This window comes from Streptomyces antioxidans (genome assembly GCF_000968685.2).
GTDB lineage: Bacteria > Actinomycetota > Actinomycetes > Streptomycetales > Streptomycetaceae > Streptomyces > Streptomyces antioxidans.
Window position 1 is genome coordinate 1 of sequence record NZ_LAKD02000080.1, and the last position, 15,622, is coordinate 15,622.

At 73.7% G+C, this 15,622-nt stretch carries 3 protein-coding genes; all 3 read left to right on the forward strand.

The window, feature by feature from the left end:
- Positions 1-1,320: type I polyketide synthase (locus tag VT50_RS27085; protein ID WP_143645278.1), on the forward strand; the 1,320-nt coding region annotated here is incomplete at its 5' end.
- A gap of 41 nt (positions 1,321-1,361) precedes the next feature.
- Positions 1,362-13,589 carry a type I polyketide synthase gene (locus VT50_RS27090; RefSeq protein ID WP_046084708.1) on the forward strand — a complete coding sequence of 4,076 codons (12,228 nt, stop codon included), beginning with the start codon at positions 1,362-1,364 and terminating at the stop codon, positions 13,587-13,589.
- 16 nt (positions 13,590-13,605) lie between these two features.
- A partial coding sequence (locus VT50_RS27095; RefSeq protein WP_143645279.1) for a type I polyketide synthase occupies positions 13,606-15,622 on the forward strand: 2,017 nt, incomplete at its 3' end.

The following is a 15,622-nucleotide window of genomic DNA, read 5'->3' on the forward strand; positions in this document are numbered from 1 at the left end:
CTCGGCGCGCTGGTGGCCGACCACCTCGTCCGCACCTGGAACATCCGCCACCTGCTGCTGGTGAGCCGCGGTGGCCCCGACACCCCCGGAGCCAAGGAACTGCTGGCCAAGCTCGCCGACCTGGGGGCCGACGTACGCGTCGCCGCCTGCGACATCGGCGACGCCGTCCAGGTGGCCGAAGTCCTCGCGGGAATCGATCCGGCGCATCCGCTGACCGGTGTCGTACACGCGGCGGGGGCGCTGGACGACGCGATGCTTCCCGCGCAGAATCCGAAGCGGCTGGCGCGGGCCTGGTCGGCGAAGGCCGCGGGGGCGGCCCATCTGCACACCGCCACCGCACAAATGCGCCTCGGCATGTTCGTCATGTTCTCCTCCTTCGCCTCCGACCTTGGCACCCCAGGACAGGCCAACTACGCCGCCGCCAACGCCTTTTGCGACGCGCTCGCCACCCGGCGTCGGACGGCCGGTCTGCCCGGGCTGTCGGTGGCATGGGGACTCTGGGCGGCCACCAGCGGCCTGACCGCACGGCTGGCCGACGCCGATCTGGCCCGGATCGGACGCCTTGGCATCAAGGCCAACAGCACCGGGGAGGGGCTGGCGCTGCTGGACGCGGCCCGTCACCACGGCCATCCGCATCTGCTGGCGCTCCACCTGGACACCGGCTCCCTCGCCGCCCAGGCCCCGGGCACCCTGCCCACCCCCCTAAGGGCCCTGGCCACCGTCGCCGGCGGGCGGGCCCGGCCCACGGCGGCGGCCGGTGGACGGAACACCGACTGGGCGGGACGGCTCAGGGGGTTGCCGTCCACCGAACAGCACCGGCTGCTGCTCAACCTGGTGCGCACCCAGGCGGCCACGGTCCTCGGCCACACCGATCCGGATGTGGTGCGGCCGGACGCCTCGTTCAAGGACCTCGGCTTCGATTCACTGACCGCCGTGGAGTTGCGCAACCGGCTCGCCGCGGCCACCGGACTGCGGCTGCCCGCGGCCCTCGTCTTCGACCACCCGGAGGCGGCGGTGCTGGCCGAGCGACTGCGCCGGGAGCTCTCCCCGGACGGTGAGCCGGGTGTTCCCGGCCCCGACGTGGCCCAGCCACACCCCGTCCTCAACGAGCTGGCCAGGCTGGAGAACAGCCTGTCGGCCGCCGCCGTCGAGGACATGGACTCCGGCGCGGTCACCGCCCGGCTGGAGACCCTGCTGTCCCAGTGGAAGGCGATGTGCTCGTCGGCACCGGCGGCCGACGGCAATGCCGTGGAGCGGTTGCAGGTGGCGACCGCCGAACAGGTTCTGGATTTCATCGACAACGAACTTGGCCTGTCATGAACAACGTGGCGCGCCCTTCGCTGAAGGCCGGGTGATCCTCCGTGACGCACGCTAATGAAGAGAAGCTTGTCGACTATCTGAGGCGAGTGGCAGGCGATCTGCACGAGACGCGTCAGCGGCTGCGCGAGCTGGAGGACCGTTCCCAGGAGCCGGTGGCCGTGATCGGCATGGCCTGCCGCTACCCCGGCGGCGCCGACTCGCCCGAGGCGCTGTGGCGGCTCCTGGCCTCCGGAGCGCACGCGATGGGGGAGTTCCCCGACGACCGCGGCTGGGACCTGGAGGGGCTGTTCCACCCCGACCCGGACCACCCCGGCACCAGCCACGCCCGCGAGGGCGGATTCCTCCATGACGCCGACCGCTTCGACCCCGAGTTCTTCGGGATCAGCCCGCGCGAGGCGCTTGCCATCGACCCGCAGCAGCGGCTGCTGTTGGAGGTGTCCTGGGAACTCCTCGAACGGGCCGGAATCGACCCGGTCTCGCTGAAGGGCACCTCGACGGGCGTGTACGCGGGGACCGCGCTGCCCGGCTTCGGCACCCCGCACATCGAGAGGAGCGCCGAGGGCTATCTGGTGACGGGCAACGCGCCCAGTGTGCTCTCCGGCCGGGTGGCCTACACCCTGGGCCTGGAGGGGCCCGCGGTCACGGTGGACACTGCGTGTTCGTCCTCGTTGGTCTCGATGCACCTGGCCGGTCAGGCGCTGCGGCAGGGCGAGTGCACCCTGGCCCTGGCGGGCGGGGTGACGGTGATGGCCATCCCGAACGTCTTCACCGAGTTCTCCCGGCAGCGCGGGCTGGCTCCCGACGGCCGGTGCAAGGCGTTCTCCGCGGACGCCGACGGCACCGCCTTCTCCGAGGGCGTGGGCCTGGTGCTGCTGGAGCGGCTGTCCGACGCTCGGCGCAACGGCCATCGGGTGCTGGCCGTGATCCGCGGCTCGGCCATCAACCAGGACGGCGCCTCCAACGGCCTGACCGCACCCAACGGACCCTCCCAACAGCGCGTCATCCTCCAGGCGTTGGCGAACGCACGGCTGTCCCCGGCCGAGGTGGACGCCGTGGAGGCACATGGCACCGGCACCCGCCTCGGCGATCCCATCGAGGCCCACGCACTGCTAGCCACCTACGGCAGGGCCCGGACCGAGGACCGGCCGCTGTGGCTGGGATCGGTGAAGTCCAACATCGGGCACACCCAGGGCGCCGCGGGCGTGGCCGGTGTCATCAAGATGATCATGGCGATGCGGCATGAGGCGCTGCCCGCCACGGTGCACGTCAAGCAGCCCACGCCCCATGTGGCCTGGGACACCGGCGCCGTACGGCTGCTCACCGAAGCCGTCGGGTGGCCGCGTGGCGAGCGGCCCCGGCGGGCCGCGGTGTCCTCCTTCGGCATCTCCGGGACCAACGCCCATCTGCTGCTCGAACAGCCCCCCGCCGAGGAGTCCCGCACACGGGACCGCGCCCCTGAGCCGCCCGCCGCGGACACGGCGGCGCCGGACCGCCGCGTGGTGCCCTGGGTGGTGTCCGCCCGTACCGGACAGGCGTTACGCGACCAGGCCGAGGCACTTGTCGCCCATCTCACCGCCCACCCCGGGCTGCCCGTGGCCGACGTGGGCTGGTCGCTGGCCCGGACCCGCTCGGCCCTCGAACACCGGGCCGTGGTCATCGGCGAGAGCCGTGACGGGCTGCTGGCCGCCGTGCGGGCCCTGGCCGATGACCAGGACCACCCCGGACTGATCCGGGCCACGGCGGCGACCCGCCCCGGCGGCACCGCCCTCATGTTCACCGGGCAGGGCAGCCAGCGGCCCGGTATGGGACGCGAGCTGTACCGGACCTTCGAGGTGTTCGCCGCCACCCTGGACGAGGTCTGCGCCCATCTCGATCCGCTGCCCGGCAAGCCGCTCCGCGAGATCCTTTTCGCGGCCGAGGACACCGGCCTGGCGCGGGCCCTGCACGGCACCGGTGTCACCCAGGTTGCCCTCTTCGCCCTGGAGACGGCGCTCTTCCGGCTGGTCGAGTCGTTCGGTCTCACCCCCTCGTTCCTGACCGGACACTCCATCGGCGAACTGGTGGCGGCGCATGTGGCGGGCGTGCTGTCCCTGCCGGACGCCTGCCAACTGGTGGCCGCCCGCGGCCGGTTGATGCAGGCGCTGCCCTCCGGTGGCGCCATGGCCGCGGTCGAAGCCACCGAGGAGCAGGTCCTCCCCCTGCTCGCGGGCCGCGAGGACCGCGTGGCACTCGCCGCGGTCAACGGCCCCGCCTCGGTGGTGGTGTCCGGAGCGGCCGAAACCGTCGAGGAGATCGCCCGCACCCTGAAGGAGCGGGGGCACCGCACCAAGCGGCTCCGGGTCAGCCACGCCTTCCACTCACCCCTCCTGGCCCCCATGCTCGACGACTTCCGCGAAGTGGCGCGCGGGCTCACCTATCACCCACCGCGCATCCCGGTGATCTCCAACGTCACCGGCCGACAGGCCGACCCCGAGCGGCTTTGCGACCCCGAGTACTGGGTACGCCACGTCAGTGCTCCCGTACGGTTCCACGACGGGCTGCGCACCCTGCACGGCGAAGGGGTGACGCGCTACCTCGAACTCGGTCCGGACGCCGTCCTCACCACGATGGCTGAGGACGCCCTGGCCGCACACACCGCCGACACCGCCGACACCTCCTTCGCCCCAGACACCGCGCCCGTGTTCGCCACCGCCCTGCGTCCGGGCCGCGACGAGCCCCGTACGCTGCTGACCGCGCTCGCCCTGACGCACACCGACGGCGGTACGGTCGACTTCGCCGCCGCCCTCCCCGAGGACGCGGGCCGTGTCGACCTGCCCACCTACCGGTTCCAGCGGCAGCGGTACTGGCGGCCCGTGCCGAACGCCACCGCCGACGTACGCGCCGTCGGCCTCGGCGCCACCGGCCATCCCCTGCTCCGGGCGGCCGTGGAGACGCTCGACGGCGGGCTGCTGCTCACCGGACGCCTGTCCGCGCGCACCCACGCCTGGCTCGCCGACCACACCATCGCGGACAGTGTCCCCCTGCCCGGCACGGCCCTGCTGGAGCTGGCCCTCCTCGCCGCCACGCACACCCGCTGCGAGCTGATCGACGACCTCACCCTGGAGACGCCGCTGATCCTGCCCGCCTCCGGTGCGGTACGGATCCAGCTCGCCGTCACCCCGCCCGATGAGACCGGACGACGGACCGTCACCGTCGCCTCGCGCCCCGACGACGAGGGCGGTGACGCCCTGGACGCCCCTGCCGCCTGGCGCCACCACGCCACCGGCCTCCTGTCCGAGGTGGTCACGCCACCGCCCGACGACGAGCCGTCGGCCACGGCCTGGCCCCCCGTCGGGGCCGTCCCGGTGGACGTGGCGGACCTGTACGAGCGCCTGGCCGCGCGGGGATACGCCTATGGGCCCGCCTTCCGGGGTCTGCGCACGGCATGGCGCCTCGGCGAGGAGATGTTCGCCGAGGTACGGCTGGCCCCCGAACAGCACACCGATGCCGACGGCTACGGACTGCACCCCGCCCTGCTCGACAGCGCCCTGCACCCGGTGGAGGAGCTTTTCGGCGGTGTCGGCGGTGTCGGCGGTGTCGGCGGTGTCAGCGGTGTCGGCCACTTCGGAGGCAGCCATGCGCCGGATGGTGCCGAGGGGACCGTCCGGCTGCCGTTCTCCTTCGGCGGGGTGCGGCTCTTCGCCACCGGCGCCACCCGGCTGCGCGTACGCATCACCCCCACCGCCCCGGACACCATCACCCTGAGGCTGACCGACGACCACGGCGCGCCCGTGGCCACCATCGACGCCCTCGGGCTGCGGGAGGTCTCCGCCGCCCGCTGGCGCTCGGCCCGCACCGCCAGTGCCGACGCCCCGCTGTACCGCCTGGACTGGCAGCCGTATCCGACCTCCGCCAACACCGCCCCTCCTTCAGCGAGTTGGGCGCTCGTCGGACCCCGGGAACCGGATCCGGCCCTCCCGGCACACCCCGCACGCCCGGCTCTTCCCGCACATCCGGCTCTTCCCGCACACGAGGACCTGGCCGCGCTCCGGGCCGCCCTCGACGGGGGACAGCCCGCCCCCGACATCGTCGTCCTCGAATGCCCCGGCGCACCGGACACCTCGGCACACCCCGACGAAACACCCGCCCGCGTACGAGCGGCGGTCCACCACATCCTGGACGCGCTGCGCAGCTGGCTGACGGACGAGCGGTTCACCGGAACCCGGCTGGTCATCGCCACCCGCGGCGCCGTCGCCACCGGCCCCGCGGACGGGCCCGCCGACCTGGCCACCGCGCCCGTATGGGGCCTGGTCCGCGCCGCCCAGGCCGAACACCCCGAGCGCATCCTCCTACTCGACCTGGACGGCGACCCCGCCTCGCGCGATGCCCTGCACACCGTCCTTCCGGCCGCCGTCGCCGGTGCCGAATCCGAGGTGGCGCTACGGGCGGGCACGCCCCATGTGCCCCGTCTGGTCACGGTACGCACCGGCCCGGACACCCCGGCCCGCCGGGCCCTCGACCCGGACGGCACGGTGCTGATCACCGGGGGCACCGGAGCGCTGGGGCGGTTGGTCGCCCGGCATCTGGTCGCCGCACACGGCGCCCGCCATCTGCTGCTGGTCAGCCGACGCGGTGGCATCACGGAGGACGAGGACATCGACGCGTTCGCGGCCGAACTGACCGCGCTGGGCGCGGCGGACGTACGCATCGCCGCATGTGACGCCGCCGATCCCGACGCGCTGGACACCCTGCTCGCCACGCTCCCCGGAACCCATCCGCTGACGGCCGTCATCCACGCCGCCGGGGTGCTCGACGACGGTGTGGTCACCGCCCTGACCCCCGAACAGCTCAACACCGTCCTCGCCCCCAAGCTGGACGCCGCATGGCAGCTGCACCGGCTGACCCGGGGCATGGACCTGGCGGCGTTCGTGATGTTCTCCTCCGCCGCCTCCATCATGGGCAACGGCGGCCAGGCCAACTACGCCGCGGCCAACATGTTCCTCAACGCCCTCGCCGAACACCGCCGCGCCGAAGGGCGGACGGCCCACACGCTGGCCTGGGGGCTGCTGGCCTCCGCCGGTGGCATGACCGGCCATCTGGACGACGCGGACCTCGCCCGGATGGCCCGCTCCGGTATCGCCCCCGTCTCCCGTGAACAGGCGCTGACGCTGCTCGACGCGGCGCTCACCACCGAACACCCCACGCTCATCCCCGCACGGTTCGACCTCGCGGCGCTGCGCACCCGGGCCGCCGCCGGGCCACTTCCGCCCGTGCTGCGGCGGCTGGTGCACATCCCCGCGCGGGCCGGGCAGACCACACGGAACACCGGGTCGCACTCCCTCCCCGGGCGGCTCGCCGGGCTGTCCACCGAGGAACAGGACCGCCTCATCGGAGGGCTGGTGCGCGACCAAGTCGCCACCGTGCTCGCCCATCCCGCACCGGAGTCCATCGACCTGGGCAGGGCCTTCCAGGACCTCGGCTTCGACTCGCTCACGGCCCTTGACCTGCGCAACCGGCTCAACGCGGCCACCGGCACCCGGATCCCGGCCACCGTCATCTTCGACTACCCCACCCCCGACGCCCTGGTGCGCTTTCTGCGGGAGCGGCTGGTCGGCGGCGCACCGGCCGGGACACCGCTCCCGACGACCCAGGCCGCGGCGGCCACCGACGACGACGCGATCGCCATCGTCGGCATGGCCTGCCGCTATCCGGGCGGAGTGGGCTCCCCCGAGGAGCTGTGGCGGCTGGTGGCCGACGGCGTGGACGCCATCGGGGAGTTCCCCGCGGACCGCGGCTGGGACCTCGGGGGCCTCTTCGACCCCGACCCGGACCACACCGGTACCAGCTATGCGCGCGAGGGCGGATTCCTCTACGAGGCGCCGCGGTTCGACGCCGAGTTCTTCGGGATCCCGCCCCGCGAGGCGCTGGCCACCGACCCCCAGCAGCGGCTGCTGCTGGAGACCGCGTGGCAGGCGTTCGAGAGCGCGGGCATCGACCCGGTGAGCCTGCGCGGCAGCCGCGGCGCGGTGATCACCGGAGTCATGTACGACGACTACGGCAGCCGCTTCCTTGGCCGCACCCCGGAGGGCGTCGAGGGCCGGCTGATGACCGGCAGCACACCGAGCGTCGCCTCCGGCCGGGTGGCGTTCACCTTCGGCCTGGAGGGGCCCGCGGTGACGGTGGACACGGCGTGTTCGTCGTCGCTGGTGGCGACGCATCTCGCGGCGCAGGCCCTGCGGCAGGGGGAGTGCACCCTCGCCCTGGCCGGTGGTGTCACGGTGATGGCCACGCCGAACACCTTCGTGGAGTTCTCCCGGCAGCGCGGACTGGCCCCGGACGGCCGCTGCAAACCGTTCGCCGCGGCTGCCGACGGCACCGGCTGGGGCGAGGGCATCGGGCTGCTCGTCCTGGAGCGGCTGTCGGACGCGCGCCGCAACGGCCGTGAGGTGCTGGCGGTGATCCGTGGCTCGGCGGTCAACCAGGACGGTGCGTCCAACGGTCTGACCGCGCCGAACGGACCGTCCCAGCAGCGGGTGATCCGCCAGGCCCTGGCCACCGCGCAACTCTCCGCCGCGGACGTCGACGCGGTGGAGGCCCATGGCACGGGTACCACGCTCGGCGACCCCATCGAGGCCCAGGCGCTGCTGGCCACGTACGGGCGGGAGCGGCCGGAGGGCCGTCCGCTGTGGCTCGGCTCCATCAAGTCCAACATCGGTCATACACAGGCCGCCGCGGGCGTGGCGGGTGTGATCAAGATGGTGATGGCGATGCGCCACGGCCTGCTGCCCGCGTCGCTGCACATCGACGAGCCGAGCCCGCACGTGGACTGGGCCGAGGGCGGAGTGCGGCTGCTGACCGAGGCGGTCGAGTGGCGGACGGACGAGCGTCCGCGCCGGGCCGCCGTATCGTCCTTCGGAATCAGCGGCACCAACGCCCATGTGATCCTGGAACAGGCCCCGGACCGGCGTATGGAGCCCGGTCCCGAGTCCGATGGCCCCCGGGTGGTGCCCTGGGTGCTGTCCGCGCGGGGCGCGGACGCGCTGCGGGGACAGGCGCGGGCGCTCGCCGCGCGGCTGGCCACCGGCCCCACGGGCTCGCCCGTCGACGTGGGCTGGTCCCTCATCCGCTCCCGCACGCTGTTCGACCACCGGGCCGTGGTGGTCGGCGAGAGCCGCGCCGAGCTGACGGCGGCCGTCGAGGCGCTGGCGTCCGACGAGACCCACCCGGGCGTGGTGCACACCGGCACGGCCGCCACCACGGGCGGCGCGGGCCCGGTGCTGGTCTTCCCCGGCCAGGGCTCCCAGTGGATCGGTATGGGCGCCGGACTGCTGGACGCCTCGCCGGTGTTCGCCGCCCGGGCGGCCGAGTGCGAACGGGCGCTCGCGCCCCATGTCGACTGGTCGCTCACCGATGTGCTGCGCGGTGTGGACGGCGCGGGCGAGCTGAGCCGGGTGGATGTGGTGCAACCCGTCCTCTGGGCCGTGATGGTGTCCCTGGCCGCCGTATGGGCGGGCCACGGGGTGCGGCCCGCCGCCGTCGTGGGCCACAGCCAGGGCGAGATCGCCGCCGCCTGCGTGGCAGGGGCGCTCACCTTGGCGGACGGCGCCCGGATCGTGGCCCTGCGCAGCCGGGCGCTGCGCCAACTGGCCGGTGGCGGGGCCATGGCATCGCTCGGCGTGGGCCAGGACCAGGCCACGGAGCTGCTGTCCGGGCTCGGCGACCGCGCCGCCGCCGTGGTCGTGGCCGCCGTGAACGGCCCCGCCTCCACGGTGGTGTCCGGCCCGCCGGAGCAGGTGGCCGCCACCGTGGCGGCCTGCCGTGACGCCGCGGAACGAGCCAGGACGATCGAGGTGGACTACGCCTCGCACAGCCCCCAGGTCGATGAGATCGCCGACGAACTCACCATGCTGCTCAGCGGAGTTGAGCCGATCGGCGGGACCGCGTCCCGGGTGGTGTTCTACTCCACCGTGACCGGTGCCCGGGCCGACGGCTCCGTCCTGGACACGGGCTACTGGGTGCGGAACCTACGGGAGCGGGTCCGGTTCGCCGAGGCGGTCCAGGCGCTGCTGGCCGATGGCCACCGGGTGTTCATCGAGGCCAGCACCCACCCCGTCCTCACGGTGGGCATGCAGGAGAGCTTCGAGGAGGCGGGTGTCCCCGCCGTCACCGTTCCCACCCTGCGCCGGGACCACGGCGATCTCGCCCAGCTGGTGCGATCGCTGGCCCAGGCGTTCACCGCGGGGGCCGACGTCGACTGGACCACCCTGTATTCGAGCTCCCCCGCCCCCCACGTGGTCGCCCTGCCCACCTACGCCTTCCAGCGCGAGCGCTACTGGCTCGAGGACACCGCGAGCCGGGGCGGCGACCCCGCCGACCTCGGCCTGGTCCCCGCCGGACACCCGCTGTTCGGCGCGGCCGTGGAGCTCGCCGACGGCAGCGGCCATCTGCTCACCGGACGGCTGACGGCCGGCGGCGGCGAGGGCTGGCTCGGCGAACACACGGTGGCGGGCGCCCGGCTGGTCCCGGGCGCGGCGCAGGTCGAATGGGCGCTCCGAGCCGCCGACGAGGCGGGCTGCGGCACGCTGGAAGAACTCACCCTGCAGATCCCGTTCGTCCTCCCCGACACCGGCGGGCTGCGCGTCCAGGTGGTGGTGGGCGAGACCGCCGACGACGGACGCCGCGACGTACGGGTGTACTCCAGGCCCGACCGCGACGCCGAAACCACCGCGGACCCGGTCTGGGTGTGCCATGCGGTCGGCGTACTCGGCCCCCACGGTGAACCGGCACCCCGGCCCTCCGGCGCCTGGCCCCCGCCGAGCGCGGAGCCGTTGGACACCGATGGCTTCTATGAGCGTGCCGCGGCGGCCGGATACGGATACGGTCCGGTGTTCCAGGGCGTCCGCACACTGTGGCGCGACGGCACGGATCTGCTGGCCGAGGTGGCGCTGCCCGAAGCCGCGGGCGACCGGGCCGGATTCGGCATCCACCCGGCGCTGCTGGACGCCGCGCTGCACCCGGCCTACCTCCTCGACCGGCCCGAGGAGCGGCACGACGGCGGCCAGATGTGGCTGCCGTTCGCCTGGAACGGGGTGTCGCTGTGGGCCGCCGGAGCGACCACCGTACGCGTCCGGCTGTCCCCGCACGAGCGGAACACGGACGGCGAGCGGGCGCTGCGGATCGCCGTGGCCGACACCGTGGGCGACCCGGTGCTGACGGTCGACTCATTGGTGCTGCGCCCCGCCCGTACCGATCAGCTGCGGTCCGCCGGCCGGGGCGCCGTGGACGGGCTGTTCACCCTGGACTGGATCCCGCTCCCGGAGCCCGCGCCCGGCGCGGGGACGGGGCTGCCCGGGCCGGTGGCCGGGGACGGCGGCTGGGTGGCGCTGGGCCCCGAATGCCTGGACTGGGCCCCCTCGGACATGGCCCGCCACCCGGACCTGGAGTCGCTGGTCGCCGCCATCGACGCCGGGGCCCCCATCCCCCCGGTGGCGTTGACCGCCGTACCTGCCACGACCACGCCCGTGGACATGGCTGTGGACATCGGGACCGCGGAGGCCGATGCCCTGGCTGCCGTACGGCGGACCCTGGACCTGCTGCGGGGCTGGCTGGCCGAACCCCGGCTGACCGAGGCCCGCTTGGCCGTGGTGACACACGGCGCGGTCGCGGCCGGTGGCCCGGTGGCGGACGACCCCGGCTCCGGAGCCGCGGACCCCGCCGGTGCCGCCGTATGGGGACTGCTGCGCAGCGCACAGGCCGAGAACCCGGACCGGTTCATCCTGCTCGACCGCGATCCGCGTGGCGCGCCCGACCCGGACGGGATCGGCGCGGCGGTACTGGACGGTGTGCTGAGGTCCTTCGCCCTGGACGAACCGCAGGTGGCGGTGGGCTCCGGCCGGGTGTGGGCACCCCGGCTGCTGCGCGCGGGCGGCCCCGGCAGCGGAGGTCTGGTGGGCCCGGTGGCACAGCCCGGGTGGCGGCTCGCCGTGGAGGGCGCGTCCACCGTGGACAACGTGACGCCCGTGGCATGCCCCGAGGCGCTGGAGCCACTGGGCCCGGGAGAGGTCCGGATCGCGGTGCACGCGGCGGGCCTGAACTTCCGCGATGCGCTCATCGTCGTCGGGATGTATCCCGGGGGCGGGGTGTTCCGCGGCAGCGAGGGCGCCGGGGTGGTCGTGGACATCGGCCCCGAGGTGACCGGGCTCGCGGTGGGCGACCGGGTCATGGGCCTGTTCGAGGGCGCGTTCGGCCCGCGGGCGGTGGCGGACGCGCGCATGGTCGTGCCGATCCCCGACGGCTGGAGCTTCCGGCAGGCCGCCGCCGTACCGGTGGCGTTCCTCACCGCCTGGTACGGACTGGTGGACCTGGCCGGGCTGCGCAACGGCGAAACGGTGCTGGTCCACGCCGCCACCGGCGGTGTGGGCATGGCGGCGGTGCGGATCGCCCGCCACCTGGGCGCGGAGGTGTACGCGACGGCGAGCCCCGGCAAGCACGGTGTGCTGGAGGAAATGGGAATCGATGCGGCGCATCGGGCCTCGTCGCGCGAGCTGGACTTCGAGGAGACCTTCCGCGAGGCCACCGGCGGACGTGGCGTCGATGTGGTGCTCAACAGCCTCACCGGGCCGTTCGTCGACGCCTCACTGCGGCTGCTGGCCGACGGCGGACGCCTTTCCGAGATGGGCAAGACCGACATCCGCGACCCGGAACACCTCGCGGCCGTGCGCACGGGCATCCGCTATCGCGCCTTCGACCTGGTGCCCGACGCCGGGCCGGACCGCATCGGGGAGATGCTGCGCGAGCTGAGCGGGCTGTTCGCCGCCGGAGCGCTGTGTCCCGCGCCCGTACGGCCCTGGCCGCTCAGCCGGGCGCGGGACGCACTACGGCAGCTGAGCCAGGCCAAGCACACCGGCAAGCTGGTGCTCGACGTACCCGCCGCGGTCGACCAGGACGGCACCGTCCTCATCGCCGGTGGCACCGGCACCCTGGGCGCCCACATCGCCGAACACCTCGTCCGCGCATGGGGGATCGGCCAGCTGCTGCTGGTGAGCAGGCGGGGGCCGGACGCTCCGGGCGCCCGCGACCTGGCCGCCCGGCTGGAAGAGCTGGGCGCGCGGGTGCGCGTCGCGGCGACGGATGTCACCGACGCCCGGGCGGTGGCGGAGCTGGTGGCGGGGATCGACCCCGCACATCCGCTGACCGGAGTCATCCACGCCACCGGTGTGCTGGACGACGCGGTGGTCACCTCCCAGACCCCCGAACGACTGGCACGGGTCTGGTCGGCCAAGGCCACGGCCGCGGCCCAGCTGCACACGGCGACGGCCCATCTGCGGCTCGGCATGTTCGTCCTCTTCTCCTCCGCCGCCGGCACGCTCGGCAGCCCGGGACAGGCCAACTACGCCGCCGCCAACGCCTTTTGCGACGCGCTCGCAGCCCACCGGCGGGCCACCGGGCTGCCGGGCGTCTCGATCGCCTGGGGCCTGTGGGCCGACGCCAGCGGCATGACCGGACACCTGGCCGAGGCCGATCTGGCCCGGATGTCCCGTACCGGAGTGACCGCCCTGAGTACCCGGCACGGTCTGGCGCTCCTCGACGCCGCCGTTCAGCACGGTGCCGCCCATCTGATCGCCGCCCGGGTGGACCCCCGCACCCTCGCCGGACTCCCCGCCGACAGCCTGCCCGCCACACTCCGCGCACTGGCCGCCACGGGCGGCGGTGGCGCCGGGCGGCGCACCGCGGCGGCGGCCGGGGCGGACCGGCAGGTCGACTGGGCAGCCCGGCTCGCGGGCCGGTCCACGGCCGAGCGGCACCGACTCGTCCTCAACCTGGTCCGTGGCCACGCCGCCACGGTGCTCGGACACGCCGATGTGGACGCCGTGCAGGCCGAGGCCAGCTTCAAGGAACTGGGCTTCGACTCCCTGACCGCCGTCGAACTGCGCAACCGCCTCGCCGCCGCCACCGGTCTGCGCCTGCCCGCCGGGATGGTCTTCGACTTCCCGGAAGCGGCCGCACTCGCCGACCACCTGCTGCAACGGCTGGCCCCCGGCGACGGGGCCACACCGGGGCACAACGCCGTCGACCCGGTTCTGGGCGAGCTGGCCAGGCTGGACACCACCCTGGCCGCCCTCGACACCGACGACCAGGGCAGGCAGCGGATCGCCCAACGGCTGGGCGCCCTGCTGGCGAAGTGGAACGGCGGCGGGCCCGGCGACCCGGCCGGGACGACCGGCTTCGACGCCCTCGAAGCCGCCTCGGACGACGAGATGTTCGAGCTCATTGACCGTGAACTGCCCTGATGGAGGAGCGGAACTGATGCCGGGTACCGAAGAGAAGCTCCGCCAGTACCTCAAGAAGGTCACGGCCGATCTGGGCCAGACGCGTCGGCGGCTCCGCGAGATGGAGGAGCGCTCCCAGGAGCCGGTGGCCATCGTCAGCATGGCCTGCCGGTATCCCGGCGGAATCACCTCGCCCGAGGACCTGTGGCAGCTGCTCGCCTCGCGCGGGGACGCGATCGCGGAGTTTCCGAACGACCGCGGCTGGGACCTGGCCGGGCTGTTCCACCCGGACCCCGACCACTCCGGCACCAGCTACGTCCGCCACGGCGGATTCCTGAACCGGGCCGACGGCTTCGACGCCACCTTCTTCGGCATCAGCCCCCGCGAGGCACTGGCGGCCGAACCACAGCAGCGCCAACTGCTCGAAGCCGCCTGGGAATTGGTCGAACGCGCCGGAATCGACCCCACCTCGCTGAAGGGCACCCCCACCGGAGTCTACGCGGGCGCCGGAATCCTCGGCTTCGGCACCCCGCAGATCGAAAGGAGCGCGGAAGGATATCTGCTCACCGGAAACACCCTGAGCGTCGTCTCCGGCCGGGTGGCCTTCACCCTCGGCCTGGAGGGGCCCGCGGTGACGGTGGATACGGCATGCTCATCCTCGCTGGTGGCCATGCACCTCGCCTGTCAGGCGCTGCGGCAGGGGGAGTGCACCCTGGCCCTGGCCGGTGGTGTGACCGTGATGACCACACCGAACACCTTCGTGGAGTTCTCCCGCCAGCGCGGCCTGGCCCCCGACGGCCGCTGCAAACCCTTCGCGGCCGCCGCGGACGGCACGGGCTTCTCGGAGGGCGTGGGCCTCCTGCTGCTGGAGCGGCTGTCCGACGCCCGGCGCAACGGCCACCAGGTGCTGGCGGTGCTCCGCGGCTCGGCCATCAACCAGGACGGCGCGTCGAACGGGCTCACCGCGCCGAACGGTCCATCGCAGCAGCGGGTGATCCGCCAGGCCCTGACCAACGCACAGCTGTCCTCCGCCGAGGTGGACGCGGTGGAGGCCCACGGCACGGGCACCACCCTGGGAGACCCGATCGAGGCCGAGGCCCTGATCGCCGCGTACGGGCAGGACCGGCCGGAGGACCGGCCGCTGTGGCTCGGCTCGCTGAAGTCCAACATCGGCCATACGCAGGGTGCGGCGGGCGTGGCCGGTGTCATCAAGATGGTGATGGCCCTGCGTCATCAACTGCTGCCCGCCACCCTGCACATTGACGAGCCGACCCCGCACGCGGACTGGTCAGGTGGTGCGGTGCGATTGCTCACGGACCCGGTGGAGTGGCCGAGGAGCGAGCGGCCACGCCGGGCCGGGGTGTCCGCGTTCGGGATCAGTGGCACGAATGCGCATGTGATCGTGGAGGAGGCGCCAGAGGAGGATGCGCGGGCGGCGTCATCCGAGGTGGGTGGGGTGGTGCCGTGGGTGGTGTCGGCGCGGAGTGTGGAGGCGTTGCGGGGGCAGGCTGCCGCTCTGGCTGAGCGGGTGGGTGGTGTGTCCGGGCTGTTGCCGGTGGATGTGGGGTGGTCGTTGGTGGCGACGCGGTCGGTGTTTGAGCGTCGGGCGGTGGTGGTGGGTGGTGATCGGGCTGGGCTGTTGGCGGGTGTGGAGGCGTTGGCGGGGGGTGCGGCGCATCCGGGCGTGGTGGAGTCGGATGGGGCGGGGCTGGTGGGTGGTGTGGGTCCGGTGCTGGTGTTTCCTGGTCAGGGTTCGCAGTGGGTGGGGATGGGTGCGGAGTTGCTTGGGGTGTCGTCGGTGTTCGCGGGTCGGGTGGCGGAGTGTGAGCGGGCGTTGGGGCCGTTTGTGGATTGGTCGTTGTCGGATGTGTTGCGGGGTGTGGAGGGTGTGGAGGGTGTGGTGGATGTGGGGCGGGTGGATGTGGTGCAGCCGGTGTTGTGGGCGGTGATGGTGTCGTTGGCGGCGGTGTGGCGGTCGTTTGGGGTGTGTCCTGTGGCGGTGGTGGGTCATAGCCAGGGGGAGATTGCGGCGGCTGTGGTTGGTGGTGTGTTGT